This is a genomic window from Nitrospira sp. Nam80 (genome assembly GCF_965152575.1).
On the sequence record NZ_OZ224216.1, the window covers coordinates 4,542,947 to 4,562,888 of the forward strand.

At 56.6% G+C, this 19,942-nt stretch carries 20 protein-coding genes; 16 read left to right on the forward strand and 4 right to left on the reverse strand.

Going from position 1 to position 19,942, the window contains the following annotated elements:
- Nucleotides 1–141: 141 nt before the first annotated feature.
- The 4 genes from rpiA to ACWGXE_RS21330 form a co-directional block, all read right to left on the reverse strand.
- Nucleotides 142–834: a ribose-5-phosphate isomerase RpiA gene (rpiA, locus tag ACWGXE_RS21315; RefSeq protein ID WP_447600146.1), complete on the reverse strand. Its 693-nt coding sequence runs from the start codon at nucleotides 832–834 to the stop codon at nucleotides 142–144.
- Nucleotides 831–1,910, reverse strand: a complete 1,080-nt coding sequence (glk, locus tag ACWGXE_RS21320; protein WP_447600147.1) for a glucokinase — start codon at nucleotides 1,908–1,910, stop codon at nucleotides 831–833. The genes rpiA and glk overlap by 4 nt, the downstream gene beginning before the upstream one ends.
- Nucleotides 1,911–2,759 (reverse strand): 6-phosphogluconolactonase, encoded by an 849-nt coding sequence (gene pgl, locus ACWGXE_RS21325; RefSeq protein ID WP_447600148.1) that lies wholly within the window; start codon nucleotides 2,757–2,759, stop codon nucleotides 1,911–1,913.
- Between the two features lie 293 nt (nucleotides 2,760–3,052).
- Entirely contained in the window at nucleotides 3,053–4,195 is a 1,143-nt protein-coding gene (locus ACWGXE_RS21330) for a L,D-transpeptidase family protein (RefSeq protein ID WP_447600149.1), read from the reverse strand.
- 436 nt (nucleotides 4,196–4,631) lie between these two features.
- On the opposite strand from ACWGXE_RS21330, the gene rpmH reads away from it, so the two are divergent.
- From rpmH to ACWGXE_RS21410, 16 genes are all read left to right on the forward strand, one after another.
- Nucleotides 4,632–4,769, forward strand: a complete 138-nt coding sequence (rpmH, locus tag ACWGXE_RS21335) for a 50S ribosomal protein L34 (protein WP_447600150.1) — start codon at nucleotides 4,632–4,634, stop codon at nucleotides 4,767–4,769.
- Between the two features lie 203 nt (nucleotides 4,770–4,972).
- On the forward strand, nucleotides 4,973–5,341 hold the full coding sequence (rnpA, locus tag ACWGXE_RS21340; RefSeq protein ID WP_447600151.1) for a ribonuclease P protein component: 369 nt from the start codon (nucleotides 4,973–4,975) through the stop codon (nucleotides 5,339–5,341).
- Complete coding sequence (yidD, locus tag ACWGXE_RS21345; RefSeq protein WP_447600152.1) at nucleotides 5,338–5,547, forward strand: membrane protein insertion efficiency factor YidD; 210 nt, start codon at nucleotides 5,338–5,340, stop codon at nucleotides 5,545–5,547. The genes rnpA and yidD overlap by 4 nt, the downstream gene beginning before the upstream one ends.
- Before the next feature lie 33 nt (nucleotides 5,548–5,580).
- The gene (yidC, locus tag ACWGXE_RS21350; RefSeq protein WP_447600153.1) at nucleotides 5,581–7,326 is read left to right on the forward strand and encodes a membrane protein insertase YidC; all 1,746 of its coding nucleotides are present in this window, start codon (nucleotides 5,581–5,583) and stop codon (nucleotides 7,324–7,326) included.
- Between the two features lie 35 nt (nucleotides 7,327–7,361).
- Entirely contained in the window at nucleotides 7,362–8,798 is a 1,437-nt protein-coding gene (gene mnmE, locus ACWGXE_RS21355) for a tRNA uridine-5-carboxymethylaminomethyl(34) synthesis GTPase MnmE (protein ID WP_447600154.1), read from the forward strand.
- A gap of 12 nt (nucleotides 8,799–8,810) precedes the next feature.
- A complete protein-coding gene (gene mnmG / locus ACWGXE_RS21360; RefSeq protein ID WP_447600155.1) occupies nucleotides 8,811–10,706 on the forward strand; it encodes a tRNA uridine-5-carboxymethylaminomethyl(34) synthesis enzyme MnmG in 1,896 nt (631 codons plus the stop codon).
- A 38-nt stretch (nucleotides 10,707–10,744) separates the two neighbouring features.
- Nucleotides 10,745–11,434 carry a 16S rRNA (guanine(527)-N(7))-methyltransferase RsmG gene (rsmG, locus tag ACWGXE_RS21365; protein ID WP_447600156.1) on the forward strand — a complete coding sequence of 230 codons (690 nt, stop codon included), beginning with the start codon at nucleotides 10,745–10,747 and terminating at the stop codon, nucleotides 11,432–11,434.
- 3 nt (nucleotides 11,435–11,437) lie between these two features.
- Nucleotides 11,438–12,214, forward strand: a complete 777-nt coding sequence (locus ACWGXE_RS21370; protein ID WP_447600157.1) for a ParA family protein — start codon at nucleotides 11,438–11,440, stop codon at nucleotides 12,212–12,214.
- A complete protein-coding gene (locus ACWGXE_RS21375; protein ID WP_447600158.1) occupies nucleotides 12,192–13,058 on the forward strand; it encodes a ParB/RepB/Spo0J family partition protein in 867 nt (288 codons plus the stop codon). The genes ACWGXE_RS21370 and ACWGXE_RS21375 overlap by 23 nt, the downstream gene beginning before the upstream one ends.
- A 142-nt stretch (nucleotides 13,059–13,200) precedes the next feature.
- Nucleotides 13,201–13,683 (forward strand): bactofilin family protein, encoded by a 483-nt coding sequence (locus ACWGXE_RS21380; RefSeq protein ID WP_447600159.1) that lies wholly within the window; start codon nucleotides 13,201–13,203, stop codon nucleotides 13,681–13,683.
- 73 nt (nucleotides 13,684–13,756) lie between these two features.
- On the forward strand, nucleotides 13,757–14,212 hold the full coding sequence (locus ACWGXE_RS21385; RefSeq protein ID WP_447600160.1) for a bactofilin family protein: 456 nt from the start codon (nucleotides 13,757–13,759) through the stop codon (nucleotides 14,210–14,212).
- A 12-nt stretch (nucleotides 14,213–14,224) separates the two neighbouring features.
- Nucleotides 14,225–15,310 carry a tRNA 2-thiouridine(34) synthase MnmA gene (gene mnmA / locus ACWGXE_RS21390; RefSeq protein WP_447600161.1) on the forward strand — a complete coding sequence of 362 codons (1,086 nt, stop codon included), beginning with the start codon at nucleotides 14,225–14,227 and terminating at the stop codon, nucleotides 15,308–15,310.
- 362 nt (nucleotides 15,311–15,672) lie between these two features.
- A complete protein-coding gene (gene atpH / locus ACWGXE_RS21395; protein WP_447600162.1) occupies nucleotides 15,673–16,212 on the forward strand; it encodes an ATP synthase F1 subunit delta in 540 nt (179 codons plus the stop codon).
- A gap of 2 nt (nucleotides 16,213–16,214) precedes the next feature.
- The gene (gene atpA, locus ACWGXE_RS21400; protein ID WP_447600163.1) at nucleotides 16,215–17,732 is read left to right on the forward strand and encodes a F0F1 ATP synthase subunit alpha; all 1,518 of its coding nucleotides are present in this window, start codon (nucleotides 16,215–16,217) and stop codon (nucleotides 17,730–17,732) included.
- Between the two features lie 207 nt (nucleotides 17,733–17,939).
- A complete protein-coding gene (atpD, locus tag ACWGXE_RS21405; protein ID WP_447600164.1) occupies nucleotides 17,940–19,382 on the forward strand; it encodes a F0F1 ATP synthase subunit beta in 1,443 nt (480 codons plus the stop codon).
- Between the two features lie 19 nt (nucleotides 19,383–19,401).
- Nucleotides 19,402–19,824, forward strand: coding sequence for a F0F1 ATP synthase subunit epsilon (locus ACWGXE_RS21410; protein WP_447600165.1), 423 nt, complete (start codon nucleotides 19,402–19,404; stop codon nucleotides 19,822–19,824).
- The last annotated feature ends 118 nt before the right edge of the window (nucleotides 19,825–19,942 follow it).

Here is a 19,942-nt window from a genome sequence, read left to right on the forward strand (position 1 = left end):
CGTAAGGTATAGAGGTTGATTTCATGAACCAGGGGACCGCAAGCGGAAGAGCAATGAGTCCCCGACCGGTACAGGCAATGACTCTCAATAGATGACGGCGCGTAAGGTGACGGTCGTTCGGCTCCTCGGTATGGTGATTGCTCATGTCCCCATGAGACGAATGCCTTCGGGCCCCCCGACGACCAATAAGGTTGTTCTTCCGACGAATAACCCCGTCTCCACCACGCCGGGAATCTGCTGCAAACCGCGCTCGAGTTGAGCCGGGTCATCGATAGCGCCGATAGAGACGTCCAGGATGTAATGGCATGCTTCTGTGCGGAACACCTCATCGCCCTGTCGCCGGAGAGCGCATTTGGCGCCGGTGAGCGCTTCAATTTGCCGCCTGGTACTGCCCCAGCCGAATGGGACCACCTCAATCGGCAAGGGAAAGGAACGTCCCAGAACGGGCACGCATTTATTCTGGTCCACCATCACGATGAATTGCTTGGCGGCGGCCGCGACGATCTTTTCCTTGAGCAATGCCCCGCCGCCGCCTTTGATCAAATTCAAGCGAGGATCCGCTTGATCGGCGCCGTCCAGTGCCAGGTCGATGTTCCAATCCTCTTCCGTGCCGATCAAGGGAATCCCCTGCCCGCGAGCCAGGTCGGCGGTTTCCCGCGAGGTCGGAACACCCCGGATCTCAAGACCGTCGCGCACCCGTTGTCCCAGCAACACGATCATGAATTTGGCCGTTGAGCCGGTTCCGAGGCCGACGACCATCCCGGTGCGGACAAACTCCACCGCCTTGGCTGCGGCCTGTTCTTTAAAAGCGGAGGTCGATTCGGTCGCACTCATCGCGTCGAGGCCTCCACCATCCGCCCGGCGACAGAAGCAGCCCCAAGCAACGCGGTCTTTGGATTCATGACGACCTTCACGGGAATGGTCGTCATCAATCGTTTGTAGCGACCCTTGTTGGTAAAGGCCCTCATGAATGTGCCGTCCTGAAGCTTCTTAAGCAGTTTCGGCGCGATGCCGCCAGCCACATAGACTCCATCGAGCGCCAACGCCTTCAGCGCCAGGTTCCCGGCCTCCGCACCATAAATAGAAGCGAATAACTCCAGCGCTTGCTTGGCGATCTCCGTCCCGCCCTGTAACCCGGCTTGAGCGATGGTCGCGGCCGGGTCTTCGACCTTGATCTTTTCGGCCAGCCATGTCGGCTCATTCTTCTTCGTATCGCGTAAATATTCATAAATCGCGTGGAGTCCCGGACCGGACAGGACGCGCTCGTAACTGACATGGAGATAGCTGCCTCGAAGATGTCGAAGCAGCTCGATTTCACTGTCGCTGTTGGGAGCAAAATCCGTATGGCCTCCCTCCGACGGCATCGGTTGATAGCGCGTTCCATCCCAAAACAAAATTGACTCTCCGAGCCCGGTCCCGGCGGCGATCAACGCCAGCGCCTGTCTTTTCTTCGGCGGACTGCCTGCATTCAGGACCGCCATCTCGTCATCACGCAGGAGAAGAAGGCCGTACGCCGTCGCTTCGAGATCGTTCAGCAGCCGGACATTTCCGATGTTGAACCGTTTGCCGATGGCGGGCCCGTCTACGAGCCACGGCAGATTAGTGGTTCGGGAACAGTTATCGATAACGGGTCCCGCTACTCCGATACAGGCCGCGCCAAGTACCAAGGGAGCCGGTTCTTCTTTTTTTGAGGAATCGAGCTCCTCGGATTCGACCGGCTCGTCCAACCATTCGCCGGATGGACTCTGAACGGTGGCCGGCTTGTTCAGAAACTCCTCAAGGATGTCCTCAAGCGACTGATAGTCGGCACTATGAAAAGTCTCTTCACGGATTGCCTCAACCCGTTCTGTTGTCCATTCGAACAAGGCAAGGTTGGTTTTGGTTCCTCCGATATCTCCTGCCAGAATCATTTATTCCTCACGCCACGATACATGTTGTCTGGTGGTGGTTAATTCAGCTGCTGCCGCGGAATCAAGGAACCACAGAAGTCGTCCACGGCTTGGACGTACGAGCGACGCCGGATGTTGACAGGCCTCGTCGAGCGATGAAGGCTCGAGCACTTCCTTGGCGATGCGGGCCTTGCCGGCCCCGGTGACAAGAAAGAGCACCAGATCGGCATGGTTGATGACTCCCAGGGTGATGGTCAGTCTTTGTCGGACACCGTTGGGAGCAAGCCCGGGCGTCACCCACTTATTCTGCTCTTTGAGAGCATCGGTCCCAGGGAACAAGGATGCCGTGTGGCCGTCCGGACCAAGCCCGAGGAGGATCAAATCAAAACGCGGCCATCCATCGGTCGATGGTTCGAGCGTCCGGCGCATGGTGCCTTCGTACTGGGCGGCTGCAACCTGCGGATCGAGTTCGCCCCTCATGGGAAAAATCCGAGCATCCGACAAATTCAACGGGAGAAATAATGATGTCTGAGCCAGGTGAAAATTGCTGTCCGGATGGGAAGAGGGCACACACCGTTCATCGCCGAAGAAAAAGAATAGGCGGGACCAATCAAGCCGCCTCGCATGAGAAGAGGCGAGCAGGCTATAGACACTTTTTGGTGTTGACCCGCCGGACAAGGCCACAGTACAGCGACCACGGGCCTCGACAGCTTGTTCGGCAAGCCAGAGAAAAAGGTCAGCTGCCTCGGCGGCCAATTCCTCGGAATCCTCAAAGATATGAATCTCGGCCTCTCTAGCCATATCAACGACGATGAGCGCGGGTGCCGGACCGCTTCTGGTCGGAAGTCGATCAGCCTCGGTCAAGATCAAGCCAATCTTAGGTGGCGCGGGGACAAAACGCAAACGGAAGAGTCGGGGGCGGGGCGAGTTGAGGATGAAAGTCTTTAGCCCGGATTATTCATGACGGTTCGTCGCGAAATCGTGGAGCCGCCAAGCCAGACGGGCAAGCGAAGCCACGAGGAACCGAGGCGTACGGGAAAGAGTACGTCGAGGGACTGAGTGGCGAGTACGCCGGCGAATGGCTTGTGGTAGCGGTGAATCCGCGATTGCGGCTGAAGCATTCATGAATAATGCGGGTTAGCATGAACCGCAGCGGTCTACCGTCATGTCTCTTCCTGGTCGCCGAGATCCGCCAGCACCAGTGACACGGAGTTCTGAGATTCCAACGCTCCCACAATGGTCACCGGTGTACCTACTGCGACTTGTTGAAATAACGCAGCGATATGTTGATTGTCGAGGACGATGCTGCCGAACGGTTGATCCGTGATCCCGTGCGCCATGCCATGGATCTCAATCGATCCCGACATGGACTGCGACGTACTGATCTCGCCGGCCTTCTGCGCCGCCTCGAAGCGGCGCTTGTCATCGGCATTCGGATAATTGAGGACCAAGGAACGATGGAATGGAGTATGTCGTTGCCCCCGTTTTCGGACAATCCGATATTCGCCTTCCGGTGTGGCTCCATCGCCGTAATGACGCTTGGCTCTGATGCCCCGTGAGCCGAGCTGGATGGGATAAGAGCGAACCTTTCGTCCGTTCTTATAGAGGAGCAGCAGCCGGTCGGCCTTGCTGATCACAATGGCCTGCGCACGATGCGCCTGCGACCATTCCACGGTTCGCCGAACGGCATCTTTCCACGCAGTAATGAGTTCTTGGTCGGCGTACCGCCCGAGTTCGTTGTTCAAAGTCATGGCTTGGGCGAGGACGATCTTGGAGGCTCGATCGGATGCCTGAATAGACCGCTCGAACTGCCCGTCTTCCAAAAGTGTTCGTGCCTGCTTGATCCAGAACTCCGTTTCGAGATGCTGTTCGCCGGAGACGAGACGGCTGCCGATCGTACCGATGCTGGCTGTCAAGAACCGCAGGCGTTGTTCGATACGGGCAAGTTTAGCCTCCGCTGAGAGACGCTGGCTATTCTGGCGCTCTTTCACGGAGGCAACCAGTTGACTGCCTTCCTCGTGCAGTTTTTCGAGATCGCTCTCCAATCCGTTCTCTTCCCAGGGCCAACGAACCAGGTTTTCCTCGGACTGAACCCGGGCTTTCAGACCAATCCAATGCTGCACAAAATGTGAATAATCTTCCGGGGAGACATCTCCGGCTCGGAGACTAACCAGATCTCGGTCAATTGCTTCGATCGCGTCCACCAATTCATCGGGCACCGTCTCCACACAGCCGGGGAGAACGAGGAGGCTGAGCAGGACGATGCTGAAGATATGGAGCCGGATACCCTGGGACATAACGCGCATGACCGTCATCTTACTCTTGCCCATGCCGAGCGGGCGAGTATTGTTGAATTTGCCCGCAAGGCTTAAGCCAGCATGTTCCGGGCTACGCCGTGGCACCAAAGGCATTTTCACGCAATTGGACAAATAGTTCCTCTACAAGCTAGGCAACCTCAGTGCCAGCGGGACGGCCGGCGGGCAAAACTTGAATTCGACTGAGGTGACCATGGGTTACAGCATTACTCCGCCAATCGTTTTCGAGGAATCACTGTGGCATGATGGCGCCGCGGGGGCAAAAGCGCCTCAAATGTAGACAAACTCCAAGGACGACTTAAGGGATCGCGCTGAGAATACAACCACGCCTTATACGGAGAGCGGCGCACATCGCATTGACACGTTCGCAGGCCTCTCCCTATAATGACCGTCTTTTCGCCTATAGACCTGTAGAGAGGAGCATTCCATGTCGTTTACATTTCGGCAGCCTTCGAATCTCAAGCGCAAGCGGGAGCATGGGTTTCGGAAGCGCATGAGCACGAAGAACGGTCGAAAAGTCTTAGCCCGCCGTCGGGCCAAGGGCCGCGCCCGCCTGACCGTATAAGTCTTTTCCCCCAAGCCGTTTGTAAGATGAATCAACGACATCGGGCCTGGGATCGGAGGCCGGAGGTGGGTACCGCCTTGATGACCTATGGCCGGGGTCGTGTGACTCGTTCAGCGTTGCGTATCGAGCGGACCCCGGCAGAGGGACCGTGTGTGAAGACGTCGGTTCATTCGCCATGCTCGGCTGACGAATGAGAAGGAACTATGAGGGATCGACATTCCGGGGCGGATCTATTCTTGCGGAACACCCGCGATATTGATTGGGTCAAACAGGCGGGGCAACGGGTATCCACCGCATTGTTCAATTTGCTTATTCGCCGGGCCGACGGCATGGACACGAGATTGGCGATCATTGTCGGAAAGCGATTCGGCACGGCGGTGTCACGGAATCGCGCAAAGCGTATCTTTCGCGAACTCGCCCGGCTTGTCCGCGGGCGTCTTTCCCCGGGATATCGATTTCTCGTCTTTCCCAGGCGAGAGTGCCTGACGGTCCAGTTCGCGAGGCTCCATGACGTATGGATTCAGAGCCTTGGACGAAACGGATTAATCGCGGCGGGCGGGGTCGTCTCATGAAGATCCTCTGCCTCGGCCTCATTAGAGTGTACCGCCTATGCGTCTCGCCGTTTCTCGGCCGTGCGTGCCGGTTTGAGCCAACCTGTTCGGCTTATGCGCACGATGCGATTGTAAAGTATGGCGCGTTGCGAGGGGTCGGGATGGCCTGTTTCCGCTTGCTGAAGTGCCATCCATTCCATCCGGGCGGAATGGATCCAGTCAAATGATCAATAGCGGGCAAAAAAGCGGAGCGGGACGGAATGGATAGACGCGTTATCGTATTCCTGCTGATTTCCCTCGCGGTGATCATCGGGTATGACTACTTACTGAAAGAATTCGGCCTGTTGCCTCCGCCGGCGGAGCAGCAGGCCGAGCCCGTCTCTCCTGCTGCTCCCGTCAAAAATGCCGAAGCTCCACCGAGTGAATCGGCTCCGCCGGTTGCCATGGGCCAGCCCGGTCCGGGAAATAAACGCGACGTTTCGGATATGCGGTCCCAGGCCTTGCCGGGCTCGGTCGAGGAACAGAGCGTCGAGATCGAAACGAATCTGTATCGAGCGCGAATGAGTAACCGCGGCGGGGTGATTACCAGCTGGGAGTTGAAGCGGTACACAGTCGGTGACCATGCGGCGGACCAGCCTGTTCAATTGGTGTATACGGGGGGAAGGTTCAAAGGCCCCTTAAACCTCACGGTTCCCGATTCGGGCATGACCGACCGGTTGCAACAGGCGCTCTACCAGGTTTCGCAGGACGCAGGAAAACTCGATGCTTCGCACCCGGTCGGCCACGTGACGTTCCGGTATCAAGACCCCGCCTCCAGGACGATCGTTGAAAAGCAACTGACCTTTCACCATGACACCTATTTGGTGGACATCAACGTAAAGACCGAGGGCTTGCCGACGCCGATCGACGTGGGGCTGGGCACGAATTTCGGCATTATCGAGTGGGGCGAGGGATTCATCGGTCTGATGGGCGCCGCCTCGCTGGTCGATGAGAAAGTGGTGAAGGAGACACCCGATACCGAAGCGGAACGAAAGGGCGACGTTCAATGGGTGGCGCTCCAAGACAAGTATTTCTTAAGCGTATTGATTCCGGTCCGCGCGTCCGGCGCATTGGCGAAAAAGGAGGGCGACAAGCTGGCCTCGGCTGCGGTGCGATTCGCTCAGCCGGCGCCCGAGACCGGCTATTCCATGCAGCTCTTTGCCGGCCCGAAAGAATACGACACATTGAAGGCATTCAATATCGGGCTGGAAGATACGATTGATTTTGGATGGTTCATTTTTGGGAGCTGGAGCTTTGTCAAAGCCGTCGCGAAGCCGATTTTTTATGTGCTGCGCTACCTGTACGAGTTCACCCACAACTACGGCGTCACGATTATTTTGTTGACGGTCGGCATCAAGCTGATGTTCGCGCCCCTGCAGTACAAGAGTTACAAATCAATGAAGCAAATGCAGGTCATTCAGCCGAAGGTTGCGGCCTTGCAGGCAAAATACAAGGATGACCGGGAACGGTTGAATAAGGAATTGATCAAGCTCTATCGGGATCGAAAAGTGAATCCCGTCGGCGGGTGTCTCCCGATGGTGCTACAGATGCCGGTGTTCGTGGCTCTGTTCAACATTCTGTTCATGACCATCGATTTGCGGCAGGCCCCGTTCATATTGTGGATCAAAGACTTGTCCGTACAGGATCCCTATTACATTCTGCCGATTGTCATGGGAGCCAGCATGATCGTGCAACAAAAGATCACGCCGACGACCATGGATCCGACACAGGCCAAGATCATGTTGGTCTTGCCGGCCGTCATGACGTTCTTGTTCATCAATTTCCCCGCCGGATTGGTCCTGTATTGGCTGACGAACAATGTCCTGACGATTACCCAGCAGGTCCTGACCGATCGCTATTTCTCCGGGAAGTGGCACCTGCCCGGCTTGGATACGGACGAGGAGAAGAGCACCGAGCCGGAAGAACCAAAGATCGGATCGAGAAAAAAGAAGGATCAGGCCCAGTAGCGAAGGCCGGCCGGTTCTCGGAATGAAGATGGCACATGAGCGGCGGGTTAAACGATACCATTTGTGCCGTGGCTACCGCTGCAGGAGAGGGCGGGATTGGAATCGTACGGCTCAGCGGCACAGACGCCGTTCAGATCGCCGGCGGTCTTGCGAGACTTCGTTGTCGCGAGCCCCTCGCATCGGCAAAAAATCATACCCTCTATCTAGCTGACCTCGTCTTTCGAACAAGTCCTTCCGAGCTCACGCGAACCAAACAGCCCATTGATTCACCGAGCCAGGCTTTCGATGAGGCGCTGGTGGTCGTGATGCGCGGGCCACGGTCCTTTACCGGCGAAGATGTCGTGGAATTTCACTGTCATGGCAGTCCGCTCATTCTTCAGCTATTGTGCGAAGCGATGGTGGCGGCAGGGAGCCGGCTCGCGGAGCCGGGAGAATTTACGAAGCGCGCGTTTCTGAACGGACGGATGGATCTCGCGCAGGCCGAGGCAGTCCTCGATACCATTCGAGCCAAAACAGCAGGCAGTCTCCGTATCGCGCAGGCCCAGAGACGGGGGTTTTTGTCTCGGGAGATCGACAAGATCAGGAACGAACTGCTCAGCGCATTGGCCCATGTAGAGGCGGGACTTGATTTCGCTGAAGAGGATATCGCGTTCGTGCGGCGTGATGAATTACTAACCATGCTGGAGCGGGCGATCCAGAGAGTTTCAGCTCTGCTGAAAACGGCCCGGGAGGGTCGGATTTGGCGTGAGGGAGCGGCAGTGGCGATCGTTGGGCGTCCGAACGCGGGAAAGTCGAGCCTGATGAACGCTTTGGCCCGCACAGATCGGGCTATCGTGACCGCGATACCGGGGACAACGCGTGATGTGCTGGATGAATGGCTCCGTATCAACGGCATGCCGGTGCGGCTGATGGATACGGCCGGCATTCGAGATACGCGGGACCCGGTGGAACAGGAAGGAATCAGGAGAACGAGACAAGCGGTCGAAGACGCGGATCTCGTGGTCGCCCTGATCGATCAATCAGTGGCGTTGGAAGAGGCGGACCGGACGTTACTGCGAAATCTGTGCGGGAAGAATTATATCGTCGCCCTCAATAAGTCGGACCTTCCATCCGGGCTTCAAGTAGATGCCTACCTGGCCGGATTTCTCGACGGCCGCAGTTCAGTCCGGATTTCGGCTTCTACGGGAGCGGGCCTCGATGATCTGCGCAGACTCATTCGTGTGAAGTTGGCCTCCGGCGGCCTCGAGGCCGGTGACGGCCTGTGCGTAACTCATCTCCGCCATAGCGTATCGTTGCGGCGCACCGAAGAGGCGCTGCTTCAAGCCAGTGCGGCGCTTGAGAATGATCTCACCGGTGAATTCGTTGCGGCGGATTTGCGGCGGGCGGCGGATGCGCTGGGCGAGATTACCGGTGCAATCAGCACGGATGATATTTTGGATCGAATATTCTCTGAATTCTGCATTGGCAAGTGAGAGAGGTGCACGATGGCTCAACGATATGACGTGATCGTTGTCGGCGGTGGTCATGCGGGCTGCGAAGCCGCCCTGGCTGCGGCGAAGATGGGCGCCTCGGTACTACTGCTCACGATGGAACGGCAAAAGATCGCCCAGATGTCTTGCAATCCGGCCATAGGCGGAATCGCCAAAGGGCACTTGGTCAAAGAAATCGACGCGCTCGGCGGAGAGATGGGACGGAACACCGACCGAGCCGGCATTCAGTTTCGGATGATCAATACCAGCAAGGGACCGGCGGTGCGGGCGTTGCGCGCGCAATGCGACAAGCAGCGCTACAAAGAGATGATGCAGCAAACGCTGGATGAGCAAGACGGGGTGACCATCAAGGAAGGCACGGTGGATCGCCTTCTCATCGAACGAGGCGCGGTGAGAGGCGTGACGACGGGCGCCGGGGACCGTGTCGAGGCGGATGCCGTTATTCTTACTTCAGGTACTTTCCTTAAGGGATTAATCCATGTCGGACTAAATCATTTTCCGGCAGGACGGGCGGGAGAAGCCTCCGCGGAACATTTGTCCGACTGCATGCGGGATTTGGGTTTTGCGGTCGGGCGCTTGAAAACGGGAACGCCGCCTCGGCTTGATCGATCCACGATTGATTTTGGCTCCATGGCGCTCCAGCCGGGCGATGACCCGCCGGTTCCATTTTCCGGGCGGACGGAACGAGTGCTCCAACCACAGGTACCCTGTCACTTGACCTATACCACCGAGCAAACCCATGAAATCATTAAACAAAACATCGACAGGTCTCCGCTCTACAATGGACTCATTGACTCGACCGGTCCTCGGTATTGTCCATCCATCGAGGATAAGGTCGTCCGGTTTGCCGATAAGAACCGCCATCAAGTGTTCATTGAGCCGGAAGGGCTCGACACAGACGAGTTCTATCCCAACGGGATTTCAACCAGCCTGCCGGTCGATGTTCAACGCGCAATGCTGACGACAATACCGGGATTGGAGCATGCGAGGATGCTCAAGCCCGGATATGCGGTGGAGTATGATTTTTTCCCTCCCCGCCAACTCCATCCCACGCTAGAAACGAAGCTGGTGGAAGGGCTGTACCATGCCGGACAGATTAATGGCACGTCCGGCTATGAAGAGGCTGCTGCCCAGGGAATTATGGCCGGTATCAATGCCGTACTGAAACTGCGCGGGAGGGCCCCTCTTATTCTGGATCGATCGCAAGCCTATATCGGAGTGCTGATTGACGACCTCATTACCAAAGATGCGAACGAACCATACCGGATGTTTACCTCGCGCGCAGAGCATCGGCTGCTTCTGAGACATGATAACGCCGATTCCCGGCTGACTGAGATTGGATATCGGATGGGCCTAGTGTCTGAAGCGGCTTATCGAGCTTGTGAGAGGAAGTTAAAACGCGTCGAAGAGGAGGTGGTTAGGCTAAATGAGGCAAAACCATCGTTATCATCCGCGGTGCGATCGCGCCTAGAGCAGTTGAGGATGGCGGACATCTCGCCGAATCATACACTTGCACAGATTCTACGACGGCAGGAGATGACCTATGAATCGCTTTATACATTGTTCGGAAGTGACTCCTGGATCATGCCGGAGGAAGAGGTCGTCGAAGCGGTCGAAATTGAAATCAAATATGAGGGCTACATCAAACGGGAACGGCAACAGATCAAGAAGTCCAGCCGTCTCGAACACTGCTTGATCCCGGCTCATTTCAACTATGACGGGATTCCGGGGTTTTCACGGGAAGTTTTGGAAAAACTAAAATCCATTAAGCCGGCCTCTATAGGCCAAGCGAGCCGGATTTCCGGCATGACGCCCGCTGCAATTTCGCTTTTGCTCGTTGGCTTGGAGAAATTCCAACGTTCCGATTCATCTTCCGTGCAAGTTCTTTAAAGGCAAAAAGTTCCTTGACCTCTAATAATGATTCACGTATGTGTTCCACGTGGAACATGTCCGATGAATTCGAGCGACATCTCAACGACGCCGCGAAAATTCTATCAATTTCCATCGACTCACATCAATCGCGGCAATTCCAGGAATATTCCCGCACATTAGATCAATGGAATCGCGCCACGAACCTCACTGCAATCGAAGACCCAGGGGAAGTGGCCGTCAAACATTTCATTGATTCGATTATGCCATTAAAGTTTGGACTCCCACTCGATGGTGCGTCGATCCTGGATGTCGGAAGCGGGGCTGGATTTCCTTCAATACCTCTCAAAATCATGAAACCGACGCTATCGTTGACCCTGCTGGAGCCAAACTCAAAAAAGCGATCCTTTCTTCTCTATATCATCGGCATGTTACGACTTGAGGATACGACCGTGCACGGCCTGACATTAAAGGACTTTGTGGCCCAGGACCATGATCACCATGATTGCGCCGTCATTAGAGCTGTCAAGTTCAGTTTGGTTGGAGGCGACTTGCGAGAGGCTTTGAATGACGGTGGGACGGTCCTGGCATATCGATCAAGCGCGATGGTAAGTAGCGATATTCCGGGCGGATTCATGAAACAACATGAGTGGAGTTACAGTCTTCCGTTTGGTCACGGACCTCGTTTTCTCACGGAACTTGGTCGATTTGACGCAAATGTTCCACGTGGAACAGGGAAGTGTACATAGAACATGGCTAGAACTATTGCAGTCGCCAATCAGAAGGGAGGAGTCGGAAAAACAACGAGTTCTGTCAATCTTGCAGCAGCCTTGGCAATCGAAGGGGTATCGACGCTATTAGTTGATATGGACCCTCAAGCCAACGCAACAAGCGGATTAGGCATCGACCCGAAGTCACTGAATAGGACTGTGTACGACGCCCTGATCAATAATGAAGATGCGAAATCAATTCTGGCTGAGACAGGAATCAAGGGGCTCTCTCTCTTACCGGCCAACAGTCACTTAGCCGGTGCTGAAGTCGAGCTGGTTGAAGTTCATCAGCGAGAACAGCGGCTCCGAAATGCATTAGCGACGGTCCAACATGAATTTGCTACGATTCTCGTGGATTGCCCGCCAGCTCTCGGATTCCTCACGATCAATGCCATGGCCTCCGCTCACTCGGTCCTCGTCCCGGTGCAATGTGAATACTACGCCATGGAAGGATTGGGCCGTCTCATGGAAAGTATTGACCGGATTCGTCAATCGGTGAATCCGGATCTGGAGATCGAAGGCATTCTCCTGACGATGTACGATTCGCGTAACTCCCTCGCGCGGCAAGTCGTCGAACAAATCCGATCGCATTTTCCCGGTAAGGTGTATGAGACGATGATTCCGCGCAACGTCACATTGGCAGAGGCGCCCAGCTACGGTCGTCCTGTATTGCTTTATAATGCAGCATCAGCCGGGGCCCAATCGTATCTTTCGCTAGCGAAGGAGTTTCTTGCTCATGGAGAAAAAAGCGCTCGGTAGAGGACTCGATGCGTTGCTTCCCACAGCTCGTCCGGCAGTCGAGGCGGAGCGGGGTGACGTGCAGCAGTTGCGTGTGGAATCCATCGTTCCCAACCGGTATCAGCCTCGCCAGCAATTCTCAGAGGCCGAGCTTTTGGACTTGTCACGATCACTTAAGGAGAATGGCTTACTGCAGCCGGTTCTCGTGCGACGAAAAGGAGACGGAATTTTCGAACTCATCGCCGGCGAGCGACGGCTCCGTGCCGCCAAGTTGGCCGGATTGGAGAAGATTCCGGCCCTGATCCGCAATTGCTCGGACCAGGAATCCATGGTGCTGGCCCTGGTGGAGAATCTCCAGCGAGACGACCTGAATCCCATGGAGACGGCTCGGGCGTATCACCGCATGGTCACTGAGTTCGGGCTTACGCAAGACGCGATCGCCCAGAAGGTCGGCCGCGATCGATCATCGGTCGCGAATCTCCTGCGGCTCATGACACTTCCCACCGAAATCCAAGAACTAATTGAGACGGATCAACTTTCAACCGGACATGCCAAGGTGATTCTGGGCCTGGTCGCGCCCGATGCGCAAGTGCAGCTGGCCCGCCGGATTCTTCAGGCTCAACTCTCTGTGCGTGAGGCTGAACGTCTTCTTCAGCACCAGGCAGAGGGACGGCGCAGCGCAAAGCGTGTCGCCCGTCCGCCAGCGCGGTCCGACCTGGAAGAGCGACTGCAGAAACGATTGGGAACCCGGGTCCATATCGAAAAAGGGCGACGCGGAGGCAAGATCATCATTCAGTACTTTTCCCCGGAAGAGCTCGACGGGATCGTGGAACGGATTCTGAACGACGCAGAAAGTTTTTCATAAGCTTTTTGGATCGTATCCGGGTAGAATAGCCCCTCATCTCACTCTGGTCATCCGCGACAAGCCGACCGCCCGCGGCGCCGAGGCGCGCGTTGAGAAATTCATGCTTCGCCCGGAGTGATTCGCATCATGAAGGAGGACATGCATGTGGAATAACAAGGACAAGCAGGAAGGGAAGCGGGCTTCTTCACCGGCCGAGGAAGGTGAGACGGAAAATCAGGAAACGACTCCTCCGCGTGAAGGGACTGAAGAGATCAATGCGTTCGTGGGCAAGGGAGTCAGCTTTAAGGGCGTGATCTCTTACAATGGCACGGTTCGCATCGACGGCCAACTGGACGGCGAAATTCATACCGAAGGAGTATTGATAGTCGGAGAAGAGGCCGTGCTTGCCGCAAAGATCACCGCCGGGACGGTCATCTGCAAGGGAAAGATCACCGGCGATATCAGCGCGCGAGAAAAAGTGAAGCTTCGGGCGCCGGCGGTGGTCAACGCCGGAGTCAAGGCGCCGCTTTTGTCCATGGAGGAAGGTGTGGTCTTCAACGGCAATCTTGAAATGAGCCAACCATCGACTCGGGATACGCCGCGCGATACCGCCCGAGGACCAGGCGTGAAACTCGTGTCCGGGTAGAGAGGAACAAGTTCGATCCCAGGCCCGGTCGGTCGCTGTCGCATGGCATTGCGGACTGCGTGAAGGAGGTTTTATGTGGGGCGAAAAAAAAGCGCAAGTTGTTACGGAAGACGATAAGTTTACGTTTTTGGGGAAGGGAACCAGCTTCAAAGGGATCGTCAGCTTTGACGGAACGGTTCGGATCGATGGCCGTGTCGAAGGCGAAGTGCACACCGGCGGGGCCGTCATTGTCGGGGAGAGCGCGATTATCAAGGGTGTCATATCGGCCGGATCCGTCGTCATCAGCGGGAGAGTGAGGGGAACGGTGACCGCGGTTCAGAAAGTCGAAATACAGAAACCAGGCGTCCTGGTCGGCGACATCCATAGCCCGGCGCTGTGCATTGAAGACGGAGGACATTTTCACGGTACATGCGACATGGGAACCGATAAATGGGTTGAGGATGAACAATCGGCCGCAGGAGCCGCTCGTGATATTGCCGTCCATGATCTGGCCGCCCACCGCGGAAAAGTGAAGGGGCAGGAGAGCTGACGGATCGATCCTATGACTCGGCGCACGGTACTTGTCGGCATGAGCGGTGGCGTGGATAGCTGCGTGGCGGCATCGCTCTTGGTACGTCAGGGATTCGAAGTCCACGGCGTCACGTTGCAAGTCTGGGAACATGAGGACGAAACGGTGGCGGCGTCGAAGCGGTGGCAAGAGCGGGGCTGCTGCAAAATCGGGATTGCCAAGTATGTGGCCCAAAAGCTGGATATCACCCACGAGGTGATCGATACCCGCGACAGCTTCCGCCGATACGTCATTAATGATTTCCTTAGCGGATATGCCGGCGGGACCACGCCGAACCCCTGTGTGCGCTGCAATGAACGGGTCAAGATTCGAGCCCTTCATGACTTAGCGCAGGCGCGGGGGATCGAGTATGTCGCGACCGGCCATTACGCGCGCGTCGTCGAAGAAGCCGGATCATGGCAACTCCATCGTTCCAGCGACACCCGCAAAGACCAGAGCTATTTCCTGTACCGAATCCATCCCGGCTGGCTGCCTCGCATTCTATTCCCGGTCGGCGGCATGGAGAAGCGTGACGTCTGGAAAGAAGCCGATGCGCTCGACCTTCCAGCCGATGAATTAAAGGAAAGCCAGGAAATTTGTTTTGTCAGTCAGGGAGATTATCGGACCTTTATTGAGCAGGAAGCTCCCGAAGTCAGAAAAAGCGGCAACTTCGTCGATACGGAAGGCCGCATTCTGGGACGGCATGAGGGAGTCGCCTTTTACACTCCCGGCCAGCGGCGTAGGCTCGGCATCGCGACAGGCCGGCGGCTGTACGTTCAAAAGGTCCTTCCGGAAACCGGTACCGTGGTCCTCTGTCCGGAGGAACAACTGCATCAGTTGGATTGCTTGGCCGGAGATCTTAACGTGTTCGAGCCTTACCTCATCCGCGCGACGCAGGACGTGATGGTGAAGGTGCGCTATGCTACACCGGCGGTGCCGGCGACGGTGACACCGAAGGGAAACGGCACGACGATGCATGTGCAATTCCATGAACCGCAACGAGCGGTGAGTCCCGGACAATCCGTTGTGTTCTACGCTGAAGATCGGGTCCTCGGCGGCGGGATCATCCTGCGTTCGTGATGCGGTTGGTCGTCTCAGACCCGTGCAGCCAATCCCAGTTGCTGCTGCTCTTGCTTCTTGACACTCCCCGCTTTTGAGTGCTACCCTGGCGCGCTTTTGATCGTGCCCGCCCGCACGAAGGCTTCTCGTTTGCTCTAACCCGCATTATCATGACGGTTCGTCGCGAAATTGCGGAGTCGCCAGGCGAAACTGGGGTGCGGAGCCGCGAGGGAAGGAAGCACCGTCGTACAGTATGTTGACCGACCAACGCGCCAATCCATCGGCCTGTACGTTGCGGCTGGTCGCAGCAACGAAATTGCTGTTGCAGCAACCAGGTTCACGAAGGACGCGGGCTCGCACCATAACGCTACCGGACAACTATAGTGATTAAGACAGCCGTCGCACGTCGATACGCAAGAGCCCTGTTTGACCTTTTGGATCAGTCGAACGTCGAGTCGGCCAATCGCGCACTCCATGGGCTCGGAGAGGCGTTTACGCAGTCCGCCGCCTTGCGGCACATTGTTGCCTCGCCGGCGTTCGCTGAGCACGATAAACTCGCTGTGTTGCTTGAATTGGCCGACCGCCTCGGTTGCCCGCCTGTCGGTAAGAATTTTCTTGATCAGCTCGTCCGAAAGAACCGGGTCGGCTTTCTGCCGGACATCGCCGACGCCTTTACGAAGCTCCTCGATGAAGCGAAGGGAAAAGAACAGATCATCGTCTCCGCTGCGACAGCGCTTCCTCCGCAGGAGCAGGATCGCATTCGCATGCGACTGCGCGATGCCCTGAAGCGGGATGTCGAAGTCACGTTTCAGGCCAACGCGGCTCATGTCGCCGGCTTGCATATCAGACTCGGGAGCACCGTGGTCGACAGCACCATCCAGGGCCGCTTCACCGCGATGCAGCGTCTGTTGACGAAGGAGTAGCCATGCAGATTAAGGCCGAAGAAATCAGTTCAATCATCAAAGAAAAAATCAAAGGCTTCGACCAACAGGTCGACGTCAGCCAAACCGGATCGGTGATCCAAGTCGGAGACGGTATCGCCAAGATCTATGGCTTGGACGGCGCGATGGCAGGAGAAATGTTGGAGTTCCCGGGCGGACTCTATGGCATTGCGCTGAATCTCGAAGAGGACAATGTCGGAGCCGTCTTAATGGGGGAAGACGTCGGCATCAAAGAAGGCGATCCGGTCAAACGCACCGGTCGCATTGCCGAGGTTCCGGTCGGTGAAGCCTTGGTCGGACGGGTCGTAAACCCCATCGGTCAGCCTTTGGATGGAAAGGGCCCGATCAAGTCCCAACAGACCCGTCTGATCGAGATGGTGGCCCCCGGAGTGATCACGCGGCAGTCGGTACGCGAGCCGTTGCAGACCGGTATCAAAGCCATCGACGCGATGATTCCAATCGGCCGCGGGCAGCGTGAATTGATCATCGGCGATCGCCAAACCGGCAAAACCGCCATTGCCGTCGATACGATCATCAATCAAAAGGGGCTCGGCGTCTTTTGCATCTATGTCGCAATCGGCCAGAAGCGATCCACCGTGGCGCGCGTGGTGAAAACGCTGGAAGAACATCATGCCATGGAGTACAGCATGGTCGTGTCCGCGACCGCCAGCGACGCGGCCCCGATGCAGTACCTTGCGCCTTTTGCCGGCGTGGCCATTGGCGAGTATTTCCGCGACAACGGCAAGCATGCATTGATTGTCTATGATGATCTTTCCAAACATGCCGTCGCGTATCGCCAACTGTCTCTCTTGTTGCGCCGGCCGCCAGGACGCGAAGCCTACCCGGGGGATGTGTTCTATCTCCATTCGCGGTTGTTGGAGCGGGCGGCCAAATTGAGCGACAAGCTCGGCGGGGGGAGTTTGACGGCACTGCCGATCATCGAGACCCAAGCCGGAGACGTGTCGGCCTACATCCCGACCAATGTGATTTCGATCACGGATGGGCAGATCTATCTAGGAAGCGATCTTTTCTATTCCGGGATCAGGCCTGCGATCAACGTCGGGTTGTCCGTGTCTCGCGTGGGCGGATCCGCGCAGATCAAAACCATGAAGCAAGTGGCCGGCACGCTGCGGCTGGATCTCGCGCAGTATCGGGAAATGGCGGCCTTTGCCCAATTCGGCAGCGAACTGGACAAGGCGACCCAGGCTCAGTTGGCCCGAGGCGTGCGGATGGTCGAATTGCTGAAGCAGGGTCAGTACCAGCCAATGCCGGTGGCGGATCAGGTCTTGTCGATTTTTGCCGGTGTCAACGGCTTCCTCGATGATGTGGCGGTGAACAAGGTGCGCGAGTTTGAAGAGGAGCTGCTCCGTTACGTTGCACAGCATCATCCGGAGCTCAGAAAAGAGGTGACCACGATTTCCAAAATCGACGACAAGGTCGGCGGGAAACTGAAAGAAGTCATTACGACGTTCAAGCAAAAAATGGGCTACGGAGCCAAGTGAATTGATCCTCGTGTCATTAACGATCGCGCCATTTGGTAATCGCGGTCATCAATGGTGCAATGATCTAATGGTGGAGTGGCTCACTGGTGCAGTTCGGCGTGCACGCGCTAAAATAAGTTCTGAATTCTGAATTGTGAGTTCTGAGTCCGGGACGATTCCAACTCATAACTCAACACTCATAACCCAGAATTCAAGTAAGGGAGTTTTATGAGCACAGGCAAAGTAATCCAGGTTATCGGACCGGTCGTGGACGTGGAGTTTCCACCGGGCCATCTTCCCAACATTTATAACGCGTTGAAGGTCGAACAGGCGGAAAACAAGGCCGCCGGCAAACCGGCCGTACGGCTGACGCTCGAAGTCGCCCAGCATCTTGGCGAGAACCGCGTCCGCGGGGTCGCCATGTCAACGACGGATGGGTTGACCCGGGGGATGGATGTCCAGGATACCGGGGCGCCTATTGCCGTGCCGGTGGGTCGTGAAACGCTCGGTCGCTTGATCAACGTCCTGGGTGAGCCGGTCGACGAGAAAGGTCCGGTCAAGACGAAAAAGACGTACCCGATCCACCGACCCGCGCCGCCGCTTGACGAGCAGGAAACAAAAACTGAGGTACTGGAAACCGGCATCAAGGTCGTGGACCTGTTGGAACCCTACAGCAAAGGGGGAAAGGTCGGTCTGTTCGGCGGCGCCGGCGTGGGAAAAACCGTCATCATCATGGAATTGATCAACAATATCGCCCTGCACCACGGCGGTTTCTCGGTGTTCGCCGGTGTCGGTGAGCGCACCCGCGAAGGCAACGATCTGTGGCATGAAATGCAGGAATCCAAAGTCATCGATCCCGATGACTTTTCCAAATCCAAGGCGGCGCTCGTCTATGGCCAGATGAACGAGCCACCAGGGGCGCGGCTGCGGGTCGGCCTCACAGGCTTGACCGTGGCCGAATACTTCCGTGACGAAGAGAATCAAGACGTGTTGCTGTTTGTCGACAATATCTTTCGGTTTACTCAAGCCGGATCGGAGGTGTCCGCCTTGCTGGGCCGCATGCCTTCGGCGGTCGGCTATCAACCCAATCTCGCCACCGAGATGGGTGCGCTGCAGGAACGCATCACGTCGACCAAGCGTGGGTCCATCACATCGGTGCAAGCGATCTACGTCCCGGCCGACGACTTGACCGATCCGGCTCCGGCGACCGCCTTCGCACACTTGGATGCGACAACCGTGTTGTCCAGGCAATTGGCTGAATTGGGAATCTATCCGGCAGTGGACCCCTTGGATTCCACCTCTCGTATTCTCGATCCCCAGGTAATCGGCGAAGAACATTATAAAGTTGCGCGCGGCGTGCAATCGGTTCTTCAGCGTTACAAAGATTTGCAGGACATCATCGCAATTCTCGGCATGGATGAATTGTCGGAAGACGACAAGATGGTGGTCACCCGGGCGCGCAAGATCCAACGGTACCTGTCGCAGCCGTTTCACGTGGCAGAAGCCTTTACCGGCTCCCCAGGCAAGTATGTCAAGCTCAAGGATACGGTGCGGAGCTTTAAGGAGATTCTCGAAGGAAAATATGATCACCTTCCGGAACAGGCCTTCTACATGGTGGGAGCGATCGAAGAAGTCGTGGCGAAGGCGGAGAAGATGGGAGTGAAGGTCTAAAAGGCGACTGGAATCAGATATGGCCGACAAGGTATTGCTCGAAGTCGTGACGCCGGAGAAATTGCTGCTGAGCCAGCAGGTCGATATGGTTATTGCGCCCGGCTCCGAGGGTGAATTCGGCGTGCTGCCTGGCCACTGTCACTTCCTCTCTACTCTTCGGATCGGTGAACTGCGGTATCAGACCGAAGATGTCTGGCACTATATGTCGGTTCTTTGGGGATTTGCCGAAGTGACCCCTACCAAGGTGACGATTCTGGCCGAAATCGCCGAAAAAGCCGAAGACATCAATGTCGAACGAGCCCAAGCTGCGGTGGAGAAAGCCGAGCAGCGCTTGCATGTAGGCGGGTTGCCTTCGGAACTCAAAGAAGCACAGATCAGCCTCGAAAAAGCACGTCTCCGCAAAAAGATCGCCGAACGAGCCCGGCGGGTCGGCCGCGTCTGATCTTCGTCTGGATTCATTGGCCCAGCGGACCAGCGCTTGCCGGCCCCCGGAGCGACGCCTCCGTGCGCAAACTCCAGGCGCGTTATTTCTTCATCTCGCTCATCTCATTATTCTTCGC